Here is a 16,861-nt window from a genome sequence, read left to right as displayed (position 1 = left end):
CTTTCCGGCCATCCGGTCCGGGAGCGGAGTGGCACGTCGTCAGTATGTCCCTCCGCTGGTCCGACGGCCATGCCGGTGAATTCTCCGGCCAATTATGATCCACCTCTGGCCGGATCTCATGAGGGGTAAGAAATACGCGCCCTCTTCACCACCCCGGGGCGCAACCGGGTGGTGAAAGAGAGTGAATTTATAAGTCATATAAGCGGGCTTTGAGATCGGATAATCGGGAGATGGCGAACACGTAAACCCCGCGGCCGACGACACGGCCATGTCTGGACAAAGTATTGACAGTGGCTCCGGTGGGGACTTGGATCGCGTCCCGACACAACAGCGCCCTTCCCGTCGCACGCACAGTGAGGTGCAGAACGATGGATCGCTCTTCTCGCTCGTGCCGTCCACTTCGGCGCCCGCGTCCTCATCCTGGACGAGCCCACCCCGCGCTCGGCGTGAAGCAGTCCGGTGTGGTGCTGACGTACATCGCGGCCGCGACCGGCCGTATGGCCGCCGCCGAACTCGCCACGCTCAAGCACGAGGTGTCCCAGGTGCGGGCGTGGACCTCGATGCGTCGCCCGAAGGTCTCGGCGACGCCTTCCCCGAAGGGACCCCCTGATCATGCCGCACGACCTCGACCGCATCCGGGTCGGCTCCGCCCCCGACTCCTGGGGCGTCTGGTTCCCCGACGACCCGCGGCAGGTGCCCTGGGAACGCTTCCTGGACGAGGTCGCGGAGGCCGGCTACGCCTGGATCGAACTCGGCCCCTACGGCTACCTCCCCACCGACCCCGCCCGGCTCACCGAGGAGGTGGCGCGCCGCGGCCTCAGGGTCTCCGCGGGCACGGTCTTCACCGGCCTGCACCGCGGCCCCGCCGTCTGGGACGACACCTGGGCCCATGTCTCCCAGGTCGCCGCGCTCACCCAGGCGATGGGCGCCCGGCACCTCGTGGTGATCCCGTCCTTCTGGCGCGACGACAAGACCGCCGAGATCCTGGAGCCCGCCGAGCTGACCGCCGGGCAGTGGGGCCACCTCGCCCGGGGCATGGAGCGGCTGGGCCGCCGGGTGAGGGAGACGTACGGCCTCGACATCGTCGTCCACCCGCACGCCGACACCCATATCGACACCGAGGCCCATGTCGAGCGCTTCCTGGACGCGACCGACTCCGGCTCGGTCGGCCTCTGCCTGGACACCGGTCACTACGCCTACTGCGGCGGCGACAGCGTGCGGCTGATCGAGACGTACGGCGAACGCATCGGCTATCTGCACCTCAAGCAGGTGGACCCGGCGGTGCTGGCCGAGGTCGTCGCGCGGGGGCTGCCGTTCGGACCCGCCGTGGCCCAGGGCGTCTTCCGCGAACCGCCGCACGGCGTACCGGAGCTGGGACCCGTGCTGGCGGCGGCGCAGAAGCTGGGGGTGGATCTGTTCGCCATCGTGGAGCAGGACATGTACCCGTGCGATCCGGACAAACCGCTGCCGGTCGCGGAGCGGACACGAAGGTTCCTGCGGTCCTGCGGGGCGTGAGGGACGAGGTGTGCGGGCGGGGCCGAGCGCCCGCCGGGACCAGACCGGCGTCCCCCTCCCGAACGCCTCGCCGGGGTGTAGGAGTTCCTTGATGTCTCCCTGCCGGGCCGGAACCCGCGAGGACGTGGTGGGCCTCCTCCTCGTCGGCTCCTGCGCACGTGGGGCCGAGCGACCGGACTCCGACGTGGACGTCGTCCTGCTGACGGCCGGTCCGGCGCCGTACCCGACCGACGCCGCTGAGCCCGGAGCCGCCGCATCCGAGGGCACTCCGGCCGGCCGGGCCGGTGAACTCGGCCTGGCCGGCTGGTCCGCACCCGCGTCTGGGGCCCCCTCACCGAGCGGCGCCACGCCCTGGCCCCGGGCCCGGAGGTCGAGTTGGGCATCGGCGGCCCGTGGTGGGCGCGGACCGAGCCCGTCGACCCCGGCGCCCGTCGTGTCGTCGCCGAGGGCGCGCGCACGCTGTACGACCCGCGGCGCGTCCTCGCCGAGGCGGCCCGGCGCCGTCGGCCGTGGTGCCGCAGGGGTGGGCGTCGTTCCTCCGTAACCCTGACGGATTCGCGCCAGGCGCGGCCGGGAACCAACCGGGGGCACGTGGGCGTTGTTGAGGTGAACGGGGGCGCCCGCGCAGACGGGAGGACGAGGATGACACACCGTACGGAACCCCGGAAGACGGCACAGGACACCGCCGAGGCGGCTGCCCAGCGCCGGGAACGCTTCGGCACCCTGCCCGAGCGGATACGTCCCGAGGACACGGTCGAGACCAGCCCGGCGACACTGCCGGACCCGGCCCGCGACCGGTATCACGCGGACGAGTGGCTGGTGCGGTACTGCGGCTGAACTCGGCCCCGGTACCGCGTTCGTCAGGGCTGCCGCACCTCCGCGACCGGCACCGGACGGTGTTCGGCGCGGGAGAGCGTGCACGCCTCCGCGATCCAGCCCGCCTCCAGGGCGTCCTCGACGGTGCACGGGGACGTCCTGGTGCCGGCCACCACCTCGGTGAAGGCGGTGAGTTCGGCGCGGTAGGCGTCGGCGAAGCGGTCCATGAAGAAGGCGTGCGGAGTACCCGACGGAAAGCCGGCCCCGGGCTCCACCGAGCGCAGCGGCAACCGCTCGTCCAGGCCCACGGCGACGGCGTCCGTGAACCCGTGCAGCTCCATACGGACGTCGTAACCCCCTCCGTTGTGGCGTGAGTTGGAGACCACCGCGATGGTGCCGTCGTCCAGGGTCAGGACCGCGCCCGCGGTGTCGGCGTCACCGGCCCGCGCGATGTGGTCGGCGCCCCGGTTGCCGCCGACCGCGTACACCTCGGTGACCTCGCGCCCCGTCACCCACCGGATGATGTCGAAGTCGTGCACCGAGCAGTCCCGGAAGATGCCACCGGAGGCGGCGACGTACGCGGCCGGCGGCGGCGCCGGATCCAGCGTCGTACAGCGCACGGTGTGCAGCGCCCCCAACTCGCCCGACCGTACGGCGGCGCGCGCGGCGGCGAAGCCCGCGTCGAAGCGGCGGTTGTAGCCGATCTGGACCGGCACCCCGCTGCCGCGCACACGGTCGCGCACCGCCACGCCCTCGGCCATGGTGCGGGCCACCGGCTTCTCGCAGAAGACCGGGACCCCCGCCGCCACACCGGCCCGGATCAGCGCGGGATGGGCGTCCGTGGCCGCCGCCACGACCAGGGCGTCCACCCCCGCGGCCAGCAGCGCCCCCGGCGACTCCGCGACCCGCGCCCCGAACCGCTCGGCGGCGGCTTGCGCGGCGCCCGCCGACGGATCGGCGAACACGAGCGATTCGACGGCGTCGAGCCCGCTGAGGGTCTCGGCGTGGAAGGCGCCGATGCGGCCGAGGCCGAGGATTCCGATACGCATGGGTGTTGCCGCTCCTCAGGAGTTCGAACGGAAAGGGACAGACGCCAGGGGAATGGCCGTGCAATGCAACGGCTGTGCAATCTGCCTACAGATCAACCCAGTTGCCACTGGCGGCGGACTCGGCCATCGCGTCCGGGACAACCGCGCCGCGCACCGCGTCCGCGAGCGTCGCGCCGTACGGTGTGCCCTCGGCGATGGAGCGCAGGAACCGGTGGGCCTCGATCACCAACAGATCGTCGTAGCCCATCGCGCTGGCCGCGCCCGGCTGGAACGCGGCGAACTCGCCGTCGCCCGGCCCGACATGGACGGTGCACACCGGCTGCTCCTGGACGGCCGCGCCCTGGCCGACCGCGAGTTCGTTCATCCGCCGGAAGTCCCAGAACACCGCGCCGCTCGTGCCGTGCACCTCGAAGCCGTAGGCGTTCCGCTCGCCGACCGAGACCCGGCACGCCTCCAGGACGCCCCGGGCGCCGGAGGCGAAACGCAGCAGGCAGCCGACGTAGTCCTCGTTCTCCATGGGGCCGCGCTCGCCGCCGCCGAGGGGGCGGCCGGCGGTGGCGCCGGCCGGCCGGGCACGCTCGGGGACGAAGACGGCGGTGTCGGCGATGAGCGCGGTGATGTCGCCGAGCAGGAAGCGGGCCACGTCGGCGCCGTGCGAGGCCAGGTCGCCGAGCACCCGGCTGCCGCCGCGCGCCCGCTCGTAGCGCCAGGCCAGGGCGGAGTCGGGAGGGGCGGCGTAGTCGCTGAACAGCCGGATGCGTACATGGGTGACGGTGCCGATCTCACCCGCCGCGATGAGCGCACGAGCCCGCTCCACGGCGGGCGCGTTGCGGTAGTCGAAGCCGACGGCGCCCTGCACCCCGGCCCGCGCGGCGGCGTCCGCGACCGCGTGGGCGTCCTCGGCGGACAGGCCCACCGGCTTCTCGATCCACAGGTGCTTGCCCGCCTCCGCCGTCGCCACCCCGATCCTGCGGTGCAGGAAGTTCGGCGCGGTGACACTGACCGCCCGCACCCGGGGATCGGCCGCCACCTCCCGCCAGTCAGGGGTAGCGGTGGCGAAACCGAACTGCTCGGCGGCCTCCTCGGCCCGGCCCGGCACCTCCTCGGCGACCGCGATCAGCCGCGGCCGCAGCGGGAGCCGGGGGTAGTGGTGGGGGAGGCGGGCGTACGCCCGGGTGTGCACCCGGCCCATCCAGCCGAACCCGACGACGGCGACACCCAGCTCCTCCACCCTGCCCGCCTCTCCGCGTCGCCACCGCGGGACCGGTCCGCCTTCCCGCCCGGCCACCTTTGTCCGGACATGAGGGTGCTGTCAACGCCCCGAACGGGGCAGGGCGTCCACATCGTCGGCTCCGGGACGTCGTCCACGGCGGTGCCGGGGGTGCCCCGGGGGCGGTATCGGGGGCGCCCCTACAGGTTGATGGCGTACGCCTTGCGGAGCGTCTCGTGCACCGTCCACGTCGTGCGGTCGCCCGCGCGCAGCACCGCCATGTCACCCGGTCCGACCCGCAGCGTCGGGCCGTCCTCGAATGCGATCGTGGCGGAGCCGCTGATCACGACGAACAGCTCGTCGGCCTCGGTGTCGGTGACCACGCCGGGGGTGATCTGCCAGATCCCGCGGATCTGCCGGCCGTCCGCCGACTCCCAGACCACCTTCCCGGTGACCTCGGGGTTCCCGGAGACGATCTGATCCGGGTCGAGGGGGTCGGGTTCGAGGTCGGCGTCGGGGATGTGGAGCGCGAAGCTGTGCGTCATGGGCCCGACCCTAACGGGGCCCGCGCCCCGGCCGCCGTCGACAGAGTGTGGGGCATCGGGCCTGGTCGGAGGACACTTCGTCGGGCCGCGCGGACTGGCGGGCACGCGGGCCGGGGGTGATCGTGGAAGACATGGCCGATTCGACCGCGGCGGACGCCCACGGGCAGGTGGAGGACGGGCCGCCCCCCGGCGGGCACAGCACCCGCGAGGCGCTCCTGTTCGGCGGGGTCTACGGCGCCGTCCTCGCCAGCTCGATGGTCGCCGCCCTCACCCGCTACGGCGCCAGCACGCCCGCGACCCGCCGCTACGACGCCCTGTGGCTGCTGGTGACCGCCCTCGCCTCCGCCCTGGCCCATGGCTACGCCCACTACATCGCCGAGCGCGTCCCGCACCGCCGCTGGGACGGCCTGCGCGCCCTGCGCAACGAGTGGCCGCTGGTCGCCGCCGTCGTACCGACGGTCTTCCTGCTCGCGGGCGCGGGCTGGGGATGGTGGCCGGCCAAGGGCGTCGAATACCCCGCCTTCACCCTGAACGTCCTGATCCTCTTCACCCTGGGCCTGACCACCGCCCGCCAGGCGGCCCGCCCCTGGGTCGCCGCCGTCCTCATGGGCCTCGGCGACGCCCTCCTCGGCCTGATCGTGGTCGTCGCCAACGCCCTCATCAAGTGACCCCGCCCCCGGTGTCACCGGGCACCCGCGCACATACGGTAGTGTTGACCTGCGTGATCACGCGAAACACCGCGTGAGGTCGCAACGGGACGTGGCGCAGCTTGGTAGCGCACTTGACTGGGGGTCAAGGGGTCGCAGGTTCAAATCCTGTCGTCCCGACTTGAGAGAGTCGCAGGTCAGGGGCGGTTTCGGAGAGATCCGAAACCGTCCCTTGATCGTTTTGGGGACCAGATGGGGACCAGTGTTCCTTGACCCGTGCCGGCGGGTGAGAACGGCCGGGCCGGGAAGGGCACGGGGGGCTCGCAGCACGCTGAGGTGTGCGGTGAGTGCCGCGCCGGCGGCCGTGATCTTGTGGAGTGCGTCCTCCTCGTGGGCCGGTGAACATGCGCGCCTCGGGGTCGGGGCCGGCAGAGAGGATGCGCTGCGCCACGAGCGGTCTGATCGCTTCGATGAGGGGAACCTTCCGGGCGCGCCTGCCCTTGGTGCCCTTGTCGGTCGGTCCGCCGGGCGCAGGTGCGGTCTGGCGTCGTACTGTCCAGTTCCACTGGTTCCGTCCGTGCACGCCGACCTTGCCGCCGGTAATACACAACTGGCCGTTTTCCAGCTCGCCGCAGCCAGGCGGCTCGCGGAAGCTGCCGGCGCGACGATAACGGTCGCCCCCGGCAGGACGATCGTTTGACGGCAGCAGCGGTCCGCGGGGTCGCTGGTTCGCGGGCCGCTCAAGCGCTGGGGCTGCGGCGTACGAATTCCTGCCTCGGGTCAGACTGTCCGATCGGAGGCGTAGCGGGCGAGCGTGGTCTCGACCGCCTGCTCGACGGCGTAGTGGACGTCAGAGGCTGCGGGGTTCCAGTCGGTCAACAGCATGCGGGGCCAGAGCACGTAGTTGGCGATCATCCCGAGGAATTGGTTGGCGGCGCTCTCGGAGTTTGGTACGTCGGCGTTACCAGCCTCGCGCTCCGACTCCAAGTACTGCTGGACCGAGGTGAAGTAGGGCAGCGGGATGACGCCGGTATGCGCCAAGATCCGGCCGGGCAGACCGCGCTCGGCCGCGTCGGCGAACCCGAGGAGATCGGCGACGCCGTCGCCACGCTGGTGTCCGATGGCCTGCGCTGGATGACGGCCCAGCGCATCGAGGTCTCCGGCGGCGCTCTCCTCTGACCGGCCGGGCGAGCCGGTGCCGGGCCACAGTCGACGGCGGCCCGGATTCATTCCGCGCCGGTCTCGTCCTCATCCAGCTCGGTCGCGTCCGGGTCGCGCAGCGGGCGCAGGGCGCAGGTGGCCGGGACGCCGGCGGCCGGGACGCCGGCGGTGAAGCGGTAGCGGCCGAGCAGATTCGGGTCGCGGTGCTTGAGCGGGGAGGGCTGGGCGATGTCCTCGCCCCGGATCTCGTGGCCCTCGGCCTTCAGCCGGGCGACGACGGCGTCGATGCAGCGGGTCGTCCAGAGCACGATGGTGTTGAGGACCAGGCCGAGCGCGCCGGGCACAGTGCGTGATCACCTTGTTCAGGTGCACGCGGTTGCGGGCCAGGCCCTCCACCGTGCCGTGGGTGCCGGTTTCGACGCCGGGCAGGGTGGCCCGCCAGAACCGCCGGTCGTCCAGGGCCCCGCACCAGCTCCGCCAGATGCTCGGTGACGGGCATGTCCAGGCTCAGAGCCGCCAGGACGTCCTCCTCGACCGCGTCCCGGCCGGGCCCGTCCAGCAGGCGGGCGCGGGGGTGGGAGCAGCGGTGCGAGGGTGAGGCGAAGACGTCGCGGTGGTTCAGGGCCCGGTGCAGCTGCCTCCAGCACGCACACCACGTACGCGTCCCGGTGACGGCTACGCGCCGCCGGCACATCGGATGCGCCAGCGGCTCCGCGGTAGCCGTGCGAGTACGGAACTATCCGATGCCAAGATGGTGGCGTGTACCGGTCCGACGGGGGCAATGGGGATTCCGAGGCACCGATGGTGTCACTCACTCAAGAGAAAGCAGGAGCCGTGTACATAGGTCTGGGCACCATCGTCGTCATCGTCCTCGTCGTCCTCGTCATCATGATGCTGCGCCGGGGCTGAGGCTTCACCGCTCCGGCAACCACTCGTCCGTCATGAGGGGATCATCCCCCACCAGGCTGGTCATCGATCACGGGGCCCTCGGCGGTGGGGCCGGAGCGGATACGCCCAACGGCCCCGCGCCGGTGCCCGGTGGGCCGCGGCACCTGGGCACGCCGCTCGCCGGGAGCCCGCTCGACCCAACGGGCCGGCGGGACGGCCGACCGCCTTCTGCCCGGCGGCGCCGCCGGGGACGCGGGATCGGGCGGATCTGCCGGCGCCCGGGACGCCGCGTTGGTCCCGCGCTCGGCCATGGGGCAGCGGCTCTGGGCAGCGCGGGAGCGATCGCTGGGCGCGGCTCGGTCGGGTACGCCGGGGAACTGGCCACCGGGTGCCGCTTACCGCGCGGCTGAGCGACCCGTTCCTCCTCGCCTCCCTGGCGGTCACGGTCGCCTGCCTCGCCCTGCTGGGTCGCTTCTTTCGGATCATCGGAGACTGAACTCGTGACCACCCTGGCGGAGAGGTGGGGGAGCGGACCTGGGGCCGGACGGCAAGACGGTGTGGTGCGAGCTTTCCGCGCCAGTCGTCCTGGGCCCCGGACGCCGAACTGACACCGGGTGGTGGCCGGCCCGGCGAACATCGCCCGACCCTGGAGGGGCCCGCACCAGCCCCGGTGCCGCCGCGGTGCGCCGGTGTCACGCCCTGGCGCGGGGGCCGACCAACTCCTCGTAGAGCGCCCGGCGTTGCGGTGAGACTTCGCCGGTCCTGGTGAGTGCGCTCTCCCAGTCGCGCTGGATCTCGTCCAGGTAGGTCCGCCAGTCGCCACTGGGGTGGGACGCGCCCATCGCCCGGAGGTCGACGAGGCGTTCGTTCTTGCCGAGGCCGCCGGAGCCGATCTTGTCTCCCTTGTGGCCGTGCAGGACCGACTCGGGGTTCGAGGTGGCTTCGGTGGAGCGGAAGTCGTGCTCGTACCCGACCGGGCTGTCCGCGTGCGGTGCGATGGTCTCGATGCCGATCTGGAGGGACCCGTCCTTCTCCGTGGTCGGGCGGTGGTAGACCAGCAGGACATGGCCGTACGAGCCGTTCGGAAGGACCATGTCGCCGTTCCAGTCCTTGGAGCCGAATCCGCCGCCCGAGATGTCCTGCCCCCACAGCTTGGGGCTGGCCGCGCCGACGGAGAGCTTGTTCGTGAGGGACGCCATGACGCCGCCCTTCTCCTTGAACTTGCCCGGTGTCTCACCCTTGTTGGCGCCGATGGAGGTGCGGTGGGTGGCGAAGTCCCGTTCCGTCACGCCGTCCGCGGGCTCCCCCTTGGTGTCGTCCTTGGTCACGCCCAGGAAGTGCGGCAGTCGGTAGGCTGCCTCGTCCTTGGAACTCAGGGCGGGAATCCGGACGTTGACGCGACCTCCGTGGGCCAGCGCGCGGACGACGTCCTGCTCGTAGTCGGCTTCGTGCGCGCCCTTCGCCGGGTTGTAGAGCTCAAGCCCATGACGCAGCACGAGAAGGATCTTGGTGAGCATCTCACGGCCCTGGGCGTCCTTCTTCGCGTAGTCGGGGGCCTTCTTCTTGCCCTTGCCCAACGCGGCGCCCTCGGCCGGTACGGCACCCTCATGCCTGCGCGCGTCAGCCACACCCTCCGGATAGAGGGTGTCGACGGCGGTGTCCCGGATCTGCTGGTCGCGCTCCCGCTCCAGGCCCTGCCGTTCCTCCGGCGTGGTGCCGGGCGCCCGGGTGAGCATGAACCGGCCGAGCGTGTAGGCCGGGTCCGTCGGCGTGAGGACTCCCGGCTTCCGCAGGATGGGGTGGTTCTTGCGGACGGCCAGGGTCGCGGTGAGGATGCGTTTACCGGCGGCCAGTTTCAACCAGTCCTTGAACGGCCCCTCAGCGTACTTCTCGGCCTCGTCGTACGTTCCGATCCCCACGTCCTTCAGCCACTGCTGGTTGACCGAGGAGAGCTGCCTGATGTCGTCCAGGTCCTGGTCGCCGAACGCCTCACCCCGCATCACACGTCGGTCCAGGGTCTTCCGCAGCCGCGAGGGGCCCTGGACCATCCACTGCTCGGGCCACCACGTGCCGGGGGCGAAGACGTTCCGCTTGGACGTCGCCTGGACGGTGTTCTGCTCGATCGACTGGCTGAGGCGGGCGATGATCTCCTTGCCCTTCGGAGCCGCTCCCTCCGCCGGCTCGGCCGCCTCGGCAGCGGGCTCCTCGGCGGTGTCGGTCGGCCCCGTGCGCTGGACCGCCGTGTCCGAGGACCGGCCGTCCGCGTGAGCGCGGCCTCCCCCGGCACTCCGGTGGCCGGCGCCCTCCCCCAGAACCGTGCTGGTGCCGCCGGAGCGCATCCGCGAGGCGTTCGCCTCCGCTTCCCTTTCCTCGCTGTCGTCCGGGCGCGTCATGCGGAACCCACCGCCTGTCGGATGCCCGACCGAGGCCCGCTGCCGATTGCGGACCGCGTGCGTCAACTCGTGGTCCAGTGTCCGGGGATCGCCGCCCCCTTCGCCGATCACGATGTCCTGGTCCACCGTGAACGCTCGGGCCTGAACGGCGGCCGCGGCCTGTGCGGCGGACGGACCGGTGTGCAGCCGGACATCGGAGAGGTCGGCCTGGAACTGCTCCTCCTTGCGGAGCCGCGTGGCCTGGTCCAGAGGGCGGCCCAGGTCGCGCAGACCGGCCTCCACGTCGGAGCGGTCAGGAGCGTGCGGGCCGGCCTCCGCACCGGTGCGCTGCACCGCCGCTCCCTGCCGGCGGTCGTCCCCCTCCCGCGCGCGGCGCATCATCCTCAGCACCGCCTGATTGCCGACGCTCGCCTGCAACCCCGGTAATCCGCCGGGCGCGGCCGTGCGGACGGCCCTTTCCCGGCCGTCCGCGGCCTCCGAACGCTTCCTGTCGTGCGCCCTCATCGATGCCCCTCACCGAAACGATGCCATCGACGGTAGAACCACCGGCATCACATCCGAAAGCGCCGGCCGGCGGACCGGAGAACGCCCGCCCCCGCGACACGCGCCTCATCAGTGGCGTTGCGCCATGCGGACACCCGTCCTGTCGGAACTCTGCCCCACAGGGCAGTTCATCTGCCCCTTCGGCTCATCCGCCTCTTCGGCAGCCGCATCGGAGCTCCGCTGGGGTTCGCGGAAACATCGCCGGGCGGGTGCCGGGGAGCGCGGGCTGCGGGACCTCAGCCCGAGCCGCGACCACCGCGGGCAAGCGATCACACCGCCGAGAGAGCCCCGGCCGGGAGCACTGCCCAGCAGAGGCGAACAGTGGGAACGCGACCGCCGCGGCCGCTCATCCGACCGCATCACCGTCGAACGCGCCCTCGCGGACCACAAACGCGGGAAGCAACCGACCCGTTGGGCACGCGCCGCGACCGCCTGCCCGGCACCTACCGCGCCATCGCCGGCCTTGTCTCCGACCGCACCGCCAACAGCCGAAGACGGCTGTGAGCCGGCAAACACACCGAGGGATGTGTACGGGCCGGACGATCGGATCCTTCCTTTCTGCTTGGCGGGACGCAGGTACGCCGTCCGGGGCCCGAAGGATTCCGGCCTCCAGCGGCCGGCCCGGTCGACGGCCGGGCGCATCGGCGGTCTCTCAGGGAGGGTCAGGCTGCTGTTGCTGCAAAGCACTACGTCGACGGCTCGGTCACCGACGGAGGTCTCCTGCCGGACGGCAATCCCGAGTTCCTCATGGGCTCGATTTCCGGCATGGGCGAGGCAGCACCACCGGATTCGCCCGTATGACCTTCGTCATCGTCGACTGGCCGGGCCACTGACCAGACGAAACGCGGGCACCGTAACAAGAACTGGCGATGCGACGTACAGGAACTGAGGGCCGGCCCGCCCTCGCCACCGCAAGGAGATGCCCCTCCATGAGCAGCACCACCCTGTCCGTCCTCATTCCCTCCCCAGCCGCGGACGCCGCTCACGACGCCGCGCACGCGACCGCAGCCCGGTTCCGGCACGGCGCCTACTCCGTGCCGTGCCCGGAGTGCCGCGTCCCGGCCGGCATACTCTGCCTCGCCCGGCGCAGCGTACACGCCGCCCGCCGGGCTCTGTACCGGCAGAGCCCGAAGGCCACCGGCCTGGTGCCGCTCCTCGTCGGGCGTGTCCGATGAGTGCTCTCGCCGTACAGATGATCCGCATCTACCACGGAGAGACCGAGTGACCGGCCACGCTGATCACCGCTGCACCGAGAACCGCCGTGGTCGTCTTCGACCTCGAGGACCTCGACGCGGTCGACGGGACACCGGTTGTGGACCCCGCCCCGCACTTCCAGAAGATGGGGCCCGAGGCGTCATTCGTCAGCCGGTCCGGCCAGGGGAGACGCTCACCGACTACGGGCGCACCTCGGCCGAGCGCCCGTGGACCCGCTCGCCGTAACTGTGCGGCGGGGGCAGTTGACGTGGGGACCAGGTGGGCATGCCGACCGAACCGGGGTCGCGGTCTGCCGCCTCCGGGGCGCGGGCGTGGTCGGCCGAAAGCCGCCTGTCGTTCTCCGGTCGGACCTAGCGTCGTGCCGTGACCACCGCTGACAGCACCGCCTACCGGTACCGCATCGCCGTCCCCGAGGACGCCGAGGCCATCGAGGCCCTGGACGGGTCCTTCACCACCAACACGGTCTTCCGGGTGACCGCCGGTGACGACGGGTTCGCGCTCCGGGAGATCCCCGTGGACCCGCCCCTGACCAAGGTGTTCCCCGACGAGGAGGCGCACGGCGACGGGGAGGACGGCGATGACGGGAATTCCCGCACCTTCGTCGCCCGGGGGGCCGCCGGTGACCTGGCCGGGTTCCTCACCGTGTCGTACTCCGGGTGGAACCGTCGGCTGACCGTCGAGGACATCGAGGTCGCACCGGAGCACCGCGGCCGGGGGGTCGGCCGCGCGCTGATGGGGCTCGGGGCGGAGTTCGCCCGCGAGCGGGGTGCCGGGCACCTCTGGCTGGAGGTCACCAACGTCAACGCGCCGGCCATCCACGCGTACCGGCGGATGGGCTTCGCCTTCTGCGGGCTGGACACCTCCCTGTACGACGGCACCCCTTCCGAGGGCGAGCAGGCGCTCTACATGAGCATGCCCTGCCCCTGAGCCGACAGCAGCCGCCGCACGACCGGGGCGGCCCCGGCACCCGGTTCGCACGTCACGGTCAGCAGCCACGCCGGGACCCCGTCCGGTGCCGCGGCCCGCTCGTACCACTCCACGCGCGCGTCCAGCAGCCGCCAGCCCGCCGGACGGCCCGCGTACCACTTCCGGAAGGGTTCGGACCGCCACACCGCCAGCGGGACGGCCCGCTCGCCACCGGTACGGCGGGAGCCCCGGCCCACCGCGCGCAGGGCCGCTGCCGCCGCCCCGGCGAGAGTGCGCTCCACCGGCACCCCGAACGCCTCGGCGAAGTGCAGGAGGTACGTCATGCGTTCGGCCTCCGGCGGCGCGCCCAGCACCGCCCGGCCCGAGTCGTGCCACACCCCCCACTTGATGTTGGACACCAGCCCGGGGAGCCGGCGCATGTCCCGGGGGACCCAGAACAGCACCACGTCCGAGCGGCGCATCGCCTCCTCCTCCCAGGCGATCTGGTCCGCGTACGAGGGGTAGGAGCCGTCGGCGGCCGGCTCCGGCAGGAAGACCGCCAGCCGCCCCGGGACCTGCCAGGCGGCACGCAGAGCGGCGACCGCGGCCGGGCGCCAGGACGGCTGCGCGGGGTCGGTGGGCGTGGGCCCGCACAGGTACACGGCCGCTTCCCAGGCCCCGGGCGGCTCCTGGCCGACGTACACGACCTCGACCGGGGCATGGGTCTTCGCGGGGGACTCAGCGGGCATGGGACGCTCCGTGATCGGTCGTGGGGAGGGTGGCCAGGAAGTCCAGCAGGACGGTGTTGAAGGCGTCGGGCCGTTCCAGGAAACCGAGATGGCCGGTGTCCGCCAGCTGCGTGTACCGGGCGCCGGTCACCGCAGCGGCCAGTTCGCGGCCCAGGTGCGCGGGGGCCAGCACGTCGTCGGCGAAACCCACCACCAGCAGGGGTACGGCGATCCGCGCGTACGCGTCCAGCCGGTCGGCGACGGGCGGGCGCGGGTGGTGCACACCGGCGGCGGCACCGCTGAACGCGGCGATCTCGAACAAGTCCAGCCATTCTGCGACCGCGCCCTCGTCGGCCAGGGTCCTGGGCGAGAGGTTCAGCACCAGCTGTACGAACGCCTCGTACTCCGGCGGGAGTCGGCCCCCCGTCCCGGTGTACGCGGCCTCGGCGCGGGCCAGTGCCTCGCTCACCGGGTCGGGGCGGCCCCGTGTCGCGGCCAGCACCGCGCCGGTCGCCAGGTGCGGATCGGTGACGAGCAACTCCTGTATTGCCAGGGCCCCCAGGGAGTGGCCGACGAGCGGACAGGGCGGCAGCCCCAGCGTGGTGAGCAGTTCCCTTACGACGGCGGCCAGTTCGCCGGGGCCGGCGCCCGCGGCGGCGTGGTCGAAGGTGAACACCCGGTGGCCCGCCCCGGCGAGCGCGGGCACCTGGTGGTGCTCCCAGATCCGGCCGGTGCCGCCCGCGCCCGCGACCAGGACCACCGGCCGCCCCTTGGAGCCGTGGACCGTGTACGCCGTCCCCCCGCTCACCGTGCCATCCTCCGCAGCGCGGTCCTGGTCCACGCCGGGCGGCCGGTGTCCAGGCCGCGCAGCGCCACATGGACCCAGAGGAAGGACGCCCGGGCCAGGATGTGCGACCGCAGGCCGGCGGGCACGTCGCCGCCCGCCGCCCGGTAGGCGTCCAGCAGCCGGTCGAGGACGTCCGTGCCACCCGCGTACAGCATGTCGACGAAGTCCGCCGCCGGATCACCGATGCCCGCGTTCGCCCAGTCCAGCAGGGCCGACAGCACCGGAGGGGCGGCCGGGCCGCGCTCCACCAGGGTGTGGCCGGGGTGCACGTCGCCGTGGACGAGCACCAGGCGGCCGGGCCACAGTTGGTCGTCGTCCAGCCACTCCTGCCAGCGGCGCACCCGGGCGGCGGGCAGCTCCAGTTCGGTACGGGCGCGGGCCAGCCGGTCCGCGATCCGGGAGCGCACGGCCTCGGGCCCGGACGGCCGCGGGACCGCCCGTGCCCAGGTTCCGTCCAGGGGGGTGGAGTGCACCTGGGCCAGGCAGCGGGCGAGCGGGTCCAGGTAGCGGTCCGGGTGGGCCAGGGGGTCCATCGACCAGCCGTAGACCAGGGTGTCCGGGTCCTCGCTGCCCGCCGCCTCGCCGGGCAGTCGCGGGTAGGCGACGAGGTCCGGGGTCCGCAACCGCCAGTCGGGCACGGCCACCGGCACCCGGTCGCGTACCGCGCCGAGCACGGCGCCCTCCACGGCCAGCCGGCCGGCTGCCTCGGGCCGGCGCGGCTGCCGCAGGATCCAGTACGTGCCGTCGGCGGCGCGGATGTGGGTGACGCGGAAGTCCCAGCCGCTGTCGTCGCCGCGCGCGGACTCCGGTACGAGTGCCACGCCCAGCCTCCGCGAGGCGTACGCGGCCAGCTCGGCGGCCACCGGGTCCGGAGCCGTGGCCGCGGTCATCGGGCGGCCTCCACGGCACCCAGGCGGCGGTCCCGGGTGGCGTCGCGGTCGACCTTGCCGGTGTGGGTCCGCTCCAGCGCGTCCACCGGGAGGATCAGGTCGGGCACGAGATGCGGTGGCGCCGTCCGTGTCAGCCGGTCACGAAGGGCCGCGGCGACCTCGCCCGGATCGGCGTCCGGCAGCGGAACGAAGAACGCGGCCAGCGAGGAGTGCCCGGCCCGGTCCACCCTGGCGGCCGCGACCGACGACACGCCCGCACACCGCCTGATCAGCTCCTCGACGTCGAGCAGGTCCACCCGGAAGCCGCGGATCTTGACCTGGTGGTCGGAGCGGCCCTTGAACACCAGGGCGCCGCCGGGCGTCTCGCCGACCAGGTCGCCCGTGCGGTACCAGCGGGCGCCGTCCCGTTCGGTGAAGCGGGCGGCCGTCGCCTCCGGGTCCCCGTGATAGCCGAGGGCCAGCCCCGGCCCGGACACGTACAACTCGCCCGTCCTGTCGACGCGTTGGCCGACGTGCGGCAGGGGAGACCCGATGGGCAGGTCCGCGCCGGTCTCCGGCAGCGCGGGGGCGCCCGGCCCGGCGAGCCGCACCGCGTGCGTGACCAGCGCGGTCTCCGTGGAGCCGTAGGTGTTGAGCAGCCGTACGTCCTCGGAGCCGCCGAGCCGGTGCCAGCGTTCCAGCATGTCGGCGCGCACCGCCTCCCCGCCGATCACCACGGTGCGCAGGGACGCGGGCAGCCGGGCGCCCCGGCGCAGCAGATCACCCGTCAGACCGGCCCAGAACCCGGTGGGCAGCACCGCCACCGAGACCTGCTGCTCGTCCGCCACCTGGGCGAACCCCTCCCGCGCCGCGTCGTCGATCACGAGGGTGGCGCCCGCCGTCAGGGTCGGGAGGATCTCCTCCAGGCTCGTGTCACCGCCCGCCCCGTGGAAGTGCAGCACGGAGTCGTCCTCGCCGATGCCGTACAGGGCGCGCAGCGGCGGCACCACGGCCGCCGGCGCCCGGTGCGGGACGACCACTGCCTTCGGTTCGCCGGTGGAGCCCGAGGTGAACAGCACGTACGCCGGGTCCCCGGGACGCGGGTCCGGCCGCGGCGCGGCGAGGGGCGCCCCGGGGGTGGGCGCCCAGCGGGGCCGGATCACCTTCGCGACGGGGGGCTGCCAGCCGGTGTCCGCGGTCGCCACCGCCTCCTGGCAGCCGACCCGGCGCAGGATCGCCTCCAGCCGGACCCCGGGGTGGTGGGCCTCCAGCGGCACGTACGCCCGTCCCGCCGTCAGCACACCGAGGAGCGCCGCCACGTCACGGGCCGAGTAATGCGCCACGACGCCCACGGGCGGCTGGGGCTGTGCCGTGCGCGGTTCCACGGCGGCGGCGACGGCCAGCACCCAGGCGGCGAAGGTGCCGTAGGTGAGCACGAGCCCGTTGTCGACGACGGCCGGCCGGCCCGGATCGTCGCGCGCCGTGTCGAAGAATGGTTCCAGAAATGATGCTGCGGAGGACGTCATTGT

At 72.9% G+C, this 16,861-nt stretch carries 14 protein-coding genes, 1 tRNA gene and 4 pseudogenes; 9 read left to right on the top strand and 10 right to left on the bottom strand.

What is annotated here, in order from left to right:
• Positions 1 to 381: 381 nt before the first annotated feature.
• From GHR20_RS37320 to GHR20_RS05175, 3 genes and pseudogenes are all read left to right on the top strand, one after another.
• Positions 382 to 488: pseudogene (locus GHR20_RS37320) on the top strand (sugar ABC transporter ATP-binding protein); the annotation flags it as partial.
• A 124-nt stretch (positions 489 to 612) separates the two neighbouring features.
• A complete protein-coding gene (locus tag GHR20_RS05185) occupies positions 613 to 1,515 on the top strand; it encodes a sugar phosphate isomerase/epimerase (protein ID WP_153812402.1) in 903 nt (300 codons plus the stop codon).
• A gap of 642 nt (positions 1,516 to 2,157) precedes the next feature.
• Positions 2,158 to 2,352, top strand: a complete 195-nt coding sequence (locus GHR20_RS05175; RefSeq protein ID WP_037657331.1) for a hypothetical protein — start codon at positions 2,158 to 2,160, stop codon at positions 2,350 to 2,352.
• A gap of 23 nt (positions 2,353 to 2,375) precedes the next feature.
• Here the strand turns inward: GHR20_RS05175 and GHR20_RS05170 are convergent, their stop codons facing one another.
• The 3 genes from GHR20_RS05170 to GHR20_RS05160 form a co-directional block, all read right to left on the bottom strand.
• On the bottom strand, positions 2,376 to 3,380 hold the full coding sequence (locus GHR20_RS05170; RefSeq protein ID WP_153812401.1) for a Gfo/Idh/MocA family oxidoreductase: 1,005 nt from the start codon (positions 3,378 to 3,380) through the stop codon (positions 2,376 to 2,378).
• A gap of 85 nt (positions 3,381 to 3,465) precedes the next feature.
• Entirely contained in the window at positions 3,466 to 4,611 is a 1,146-nt protein-coding gene (locus GHR20_RS05165) for a Gfo/Idh/MocA family oxidoreductase (RefSeq protein ID WP_275549598.1), read from the bottom strand.
• Positions 4,612 to 4,790: 179 nt separating this feature from the next.
• Positions 4,791 to 5,135, bottom strand: a complete 345-nt coding sequence (locus GHR20_RS05160; protein ID WP_148025667.1) for a cupin domain-containing protein — start codon at positions 5,133 to 5,135, stop codon at positions 4,791 to 4,793.
• Between the two features lie 131 nt (positions 5,136 to 5,266).
• Here GHR20_RS05160 and GHR20_RS05155 point away from each other — a divergent pair, with 131 nt between their 5' ends.
• Complete coding sequence (locus GHR20_RS05155) at positions 5,267 to 5,803, top strand: hypothetical protein (RefSeq protein WP_153812400.1); 537 nt, start codon at positions 5,267 to 5,269, stop codon at positions 5,801 to 5,803.
• Positions 5,804 to 5,888: 85 nt separating this feature from the next.
• Positions 5,889 to 5,962: transfer RNA gene (locus tag GHR20_RS05150), tRNA-Pro, on the top strand.
• A 600-nt stretch (positions 5,963 to 6,562) separates the two neighbouring features.
• Here GHR20_RS05150 and GHR20_RS05140 read toward each other — a convergent pair.
• On the bottom strand, positions 6,563 to 6,769 hold the full coding sequence (locus GHR20_RS05140) for a TetR/AcrR family transcriptional regulator C-terminal domain-containing protein (RefSeq protein ID WP_243878298.1): 207 nt from the start codon (positions 6,767 to 6,769) through the stop codon (positions 6,563 to 6,565).
• 60 nt (positions 6,770 to 6,829) lie between these two features.
• Between GHR20_RS05140 and GHR20_RS05135 the strand changes: the two are divergent.
• Positions 6,830 to 6,961, top strand: a pseudogene (locus GHR20_RS05135) (SDR family oxidoreductase); the annotation flags it as partial.
• Positions 6,962 to 7,008: 47 nt separating this feature from the next.
• On the opposite strand, the pseudogene GHR20_RS38280 reads toward GHR20_RS05135, so the two are convergent.
• Positions 7,009 to 7,611: pseudogene (locus tag GHR20_RS38280) on the bottom strand (Tn3 family transposase); the annotation flags it as partial.
• 912 nt (positions 7,612 to 8,523) lie between these two features.
• Entirely contained in the window at positions 8,524 to 10,557 is a 2,034-nt protein-coding gene (locus GHR20_RS05120; RefSeq protein ID WP_243877940.1) for a DUF4157 domain-containing protein, read from the bottom strand.
• Positions 10,558 to 11,011: 454 nt separating this feature from the next.
• Here GHR20_RS05120 and GHR20_RS38275 point away from each other — a divergent pair.
• From GHR20_RS38275 to GHR20_RS05105, 3 genes and pseudogenes are all read left to right on the top strand, one after another.
• Positions 11,012 to 11,271: pseudogene (locus GHR20_RS38275) on the top strand (transposase); the annotation flags it as partial.
• A 425-nt stretch (positions 11,272 to 11,696) separates the two neighbouring features.
• Positions 11,697 to 11,942, top strand: coding sequence for a hypothetical protein (locus GHR20_RS05110; protein ID WP_153812397.1), 246 nt, complete (start codon positions 11,697 to 11,699; stop codon positions 11,940 to 11,942).
• 403 nt (positions 11,943 to 12,345) lie between these two features.
• Complete coding sequence (locus GHR20_RS05105) at positions 12,346 to 12,909, top strand: GNAT family N-acetyltransferase (RefSeq protein WP_153812396.1); 564 nt, start codon at positions 12,346 to 12,348, stop codon at positions 12,907 to 12,909.
• Here GHR20_RS05105 and GHR20_RS05100 read toward each other — a convergent pair.
• The 4 genes from GHR20_RS05100 to GHR20_RS05085 are packed head-to-tail and all read right to left on the bottom strand — an operon-like array spanning position 12,885 to position 16,858.
• Positions 12,885 to 13,637, bottom strand: a complete 753-nt coding sequence (locus GHR20_RS05100; RefSeq protein WP_153812395.1) for a nucleoside 2-deoxyribosyltransferase domain-containing protein — start codon at positions 13,635 to 13,637, stop codon at positions 12,885 to 12,887. The two genes, GHR20_RS05105 and GHR20_RS05100, sit on opposite strands and share 25 nt — an antisense overlap.
• On the bottom strand, positions 13,627 to 14,424 hold the full coding sequence (locus GHR20_RS05095; protein WP_153812394.1) for an alpha/beta hydrolase: 798 nt from the start codon (positions 14,422 to 14,424) through the stop codon (positions 13,627 to 13,629). The genes GHR20_RS05100 and GHR20_RS05095 overlap by 11 nt, the downstream gene beginning before the upstream one ends.
• Positions 14,421 to 15,353 carry a macrolide 2'-phosphotransferase gene (locus GHR20_RS05090; protein ID WP_153812393.1) on the bottom strand — a complete coding sequence of 311 codons (933 nt, stop codon included), beginning with the start codon at positions 15,351 to 15,353 and terminating at the stop codon, positions 14,421 to 14,423. The genes GHR20_RS05095 and GHR20_RS05090 overlap by 4 nt, the downstream gene beginning before the upstream one ends.
• Positions 15,350 to 16,858, bottom strand: coding sequence for an AMP-binding protein (locus tag GHR20_RS05085; RefSeq protein ID WP_153812392.1), 1,509 nt, complete (start codon positions 16,856 to 16,858; stop codon positions 15,350 to 15,352). Before GHR20_RS05085 ends, GHR20_RS05090 begins: the two co-directional genes overlap by 4 nt.
• Between the last annotated feature and the right edge of the window lie 3 nt (positions 16,859 to 16,861).

This window comes from Streptomyces sp. SUK 48, from assembly GCF_009650765.1.
Lineage (GTDB): Bacteria > Actinomycetota > Actinomycetes > Streptomycetales > Streptomycetaceae > Streptomyces.
This window is presented reverse-complemented; position numbering and strand designations above follow the sequence as displayed.

Excerpts from the sequence above, each read along its gene's own strand:
- GHR20_RS05100 (WP_153812395.1), bottom strand. The coding sequence starts at position 13,637 with ATGCCCGCTGAGTCCCCCGCGAAGACCCATGCCCCGGTCGAGGTCGTG.
- GHR20_RS05155 (WP_153812400.1), top strand. The coding sequence starts at position 5,267 with ATGGCCGATTCGACCGCGGCGGACGCCCACGGGCAGGTGGAGGACGGG.
- GHR20_RS05160 (WP_148025667.1), bottom strand. The coding sequence starts at position 5,135 with ATGACGCACAGCTTCGCGCTCCACATCCCCGACGCCGACCTCGAACCC.
- GHR20_RS05170 (WP_153812401.1), bottom strand. The coding sequence starts at position 3,380 with ATGCGTATCGGAATCCTCGGCCTCGGCCGCATCGGCGCCTTCCACGCC.
- GHR20_RS05110 (WP_153812397.1), top strand. The coding sequence starts at position 11,697 with ATGAGCAGCACCACCCTGTCCGTCCTCATTCCCTCCCCAGCCGCGGAC.
- GHR20_RS05090 (WP_153812393.1), bottom strand. The coding sequence starts at position 15,353 with ATGACCGCGGCCACGGCTCCGGACCCGGTGGCCGCCGAGCTGGCCGCG.
- GHR20_RS05175 (WP_037657331.1), top strand. The coding sequence starts at position 2,158 with ATGACACACCGTACGGAACCCCGGAAGACGGCACAGGACACCGCCGAG.
- GHR20_RS05185 (WP_153812402.1), top strand. The coding sequence starts at position 613 with ATGCCGCACGACCTCGACCGCATCCGGGTCGGCTCCGCCCCCGACTCC.
- GHR20_RS05085 (WP_153812392.1), bottom strand. The coding sequence starts at position 16,858 with ATGACGTCCTCCGCAGCATCATTTCTGGAACCATTCTTCGACACGGCG.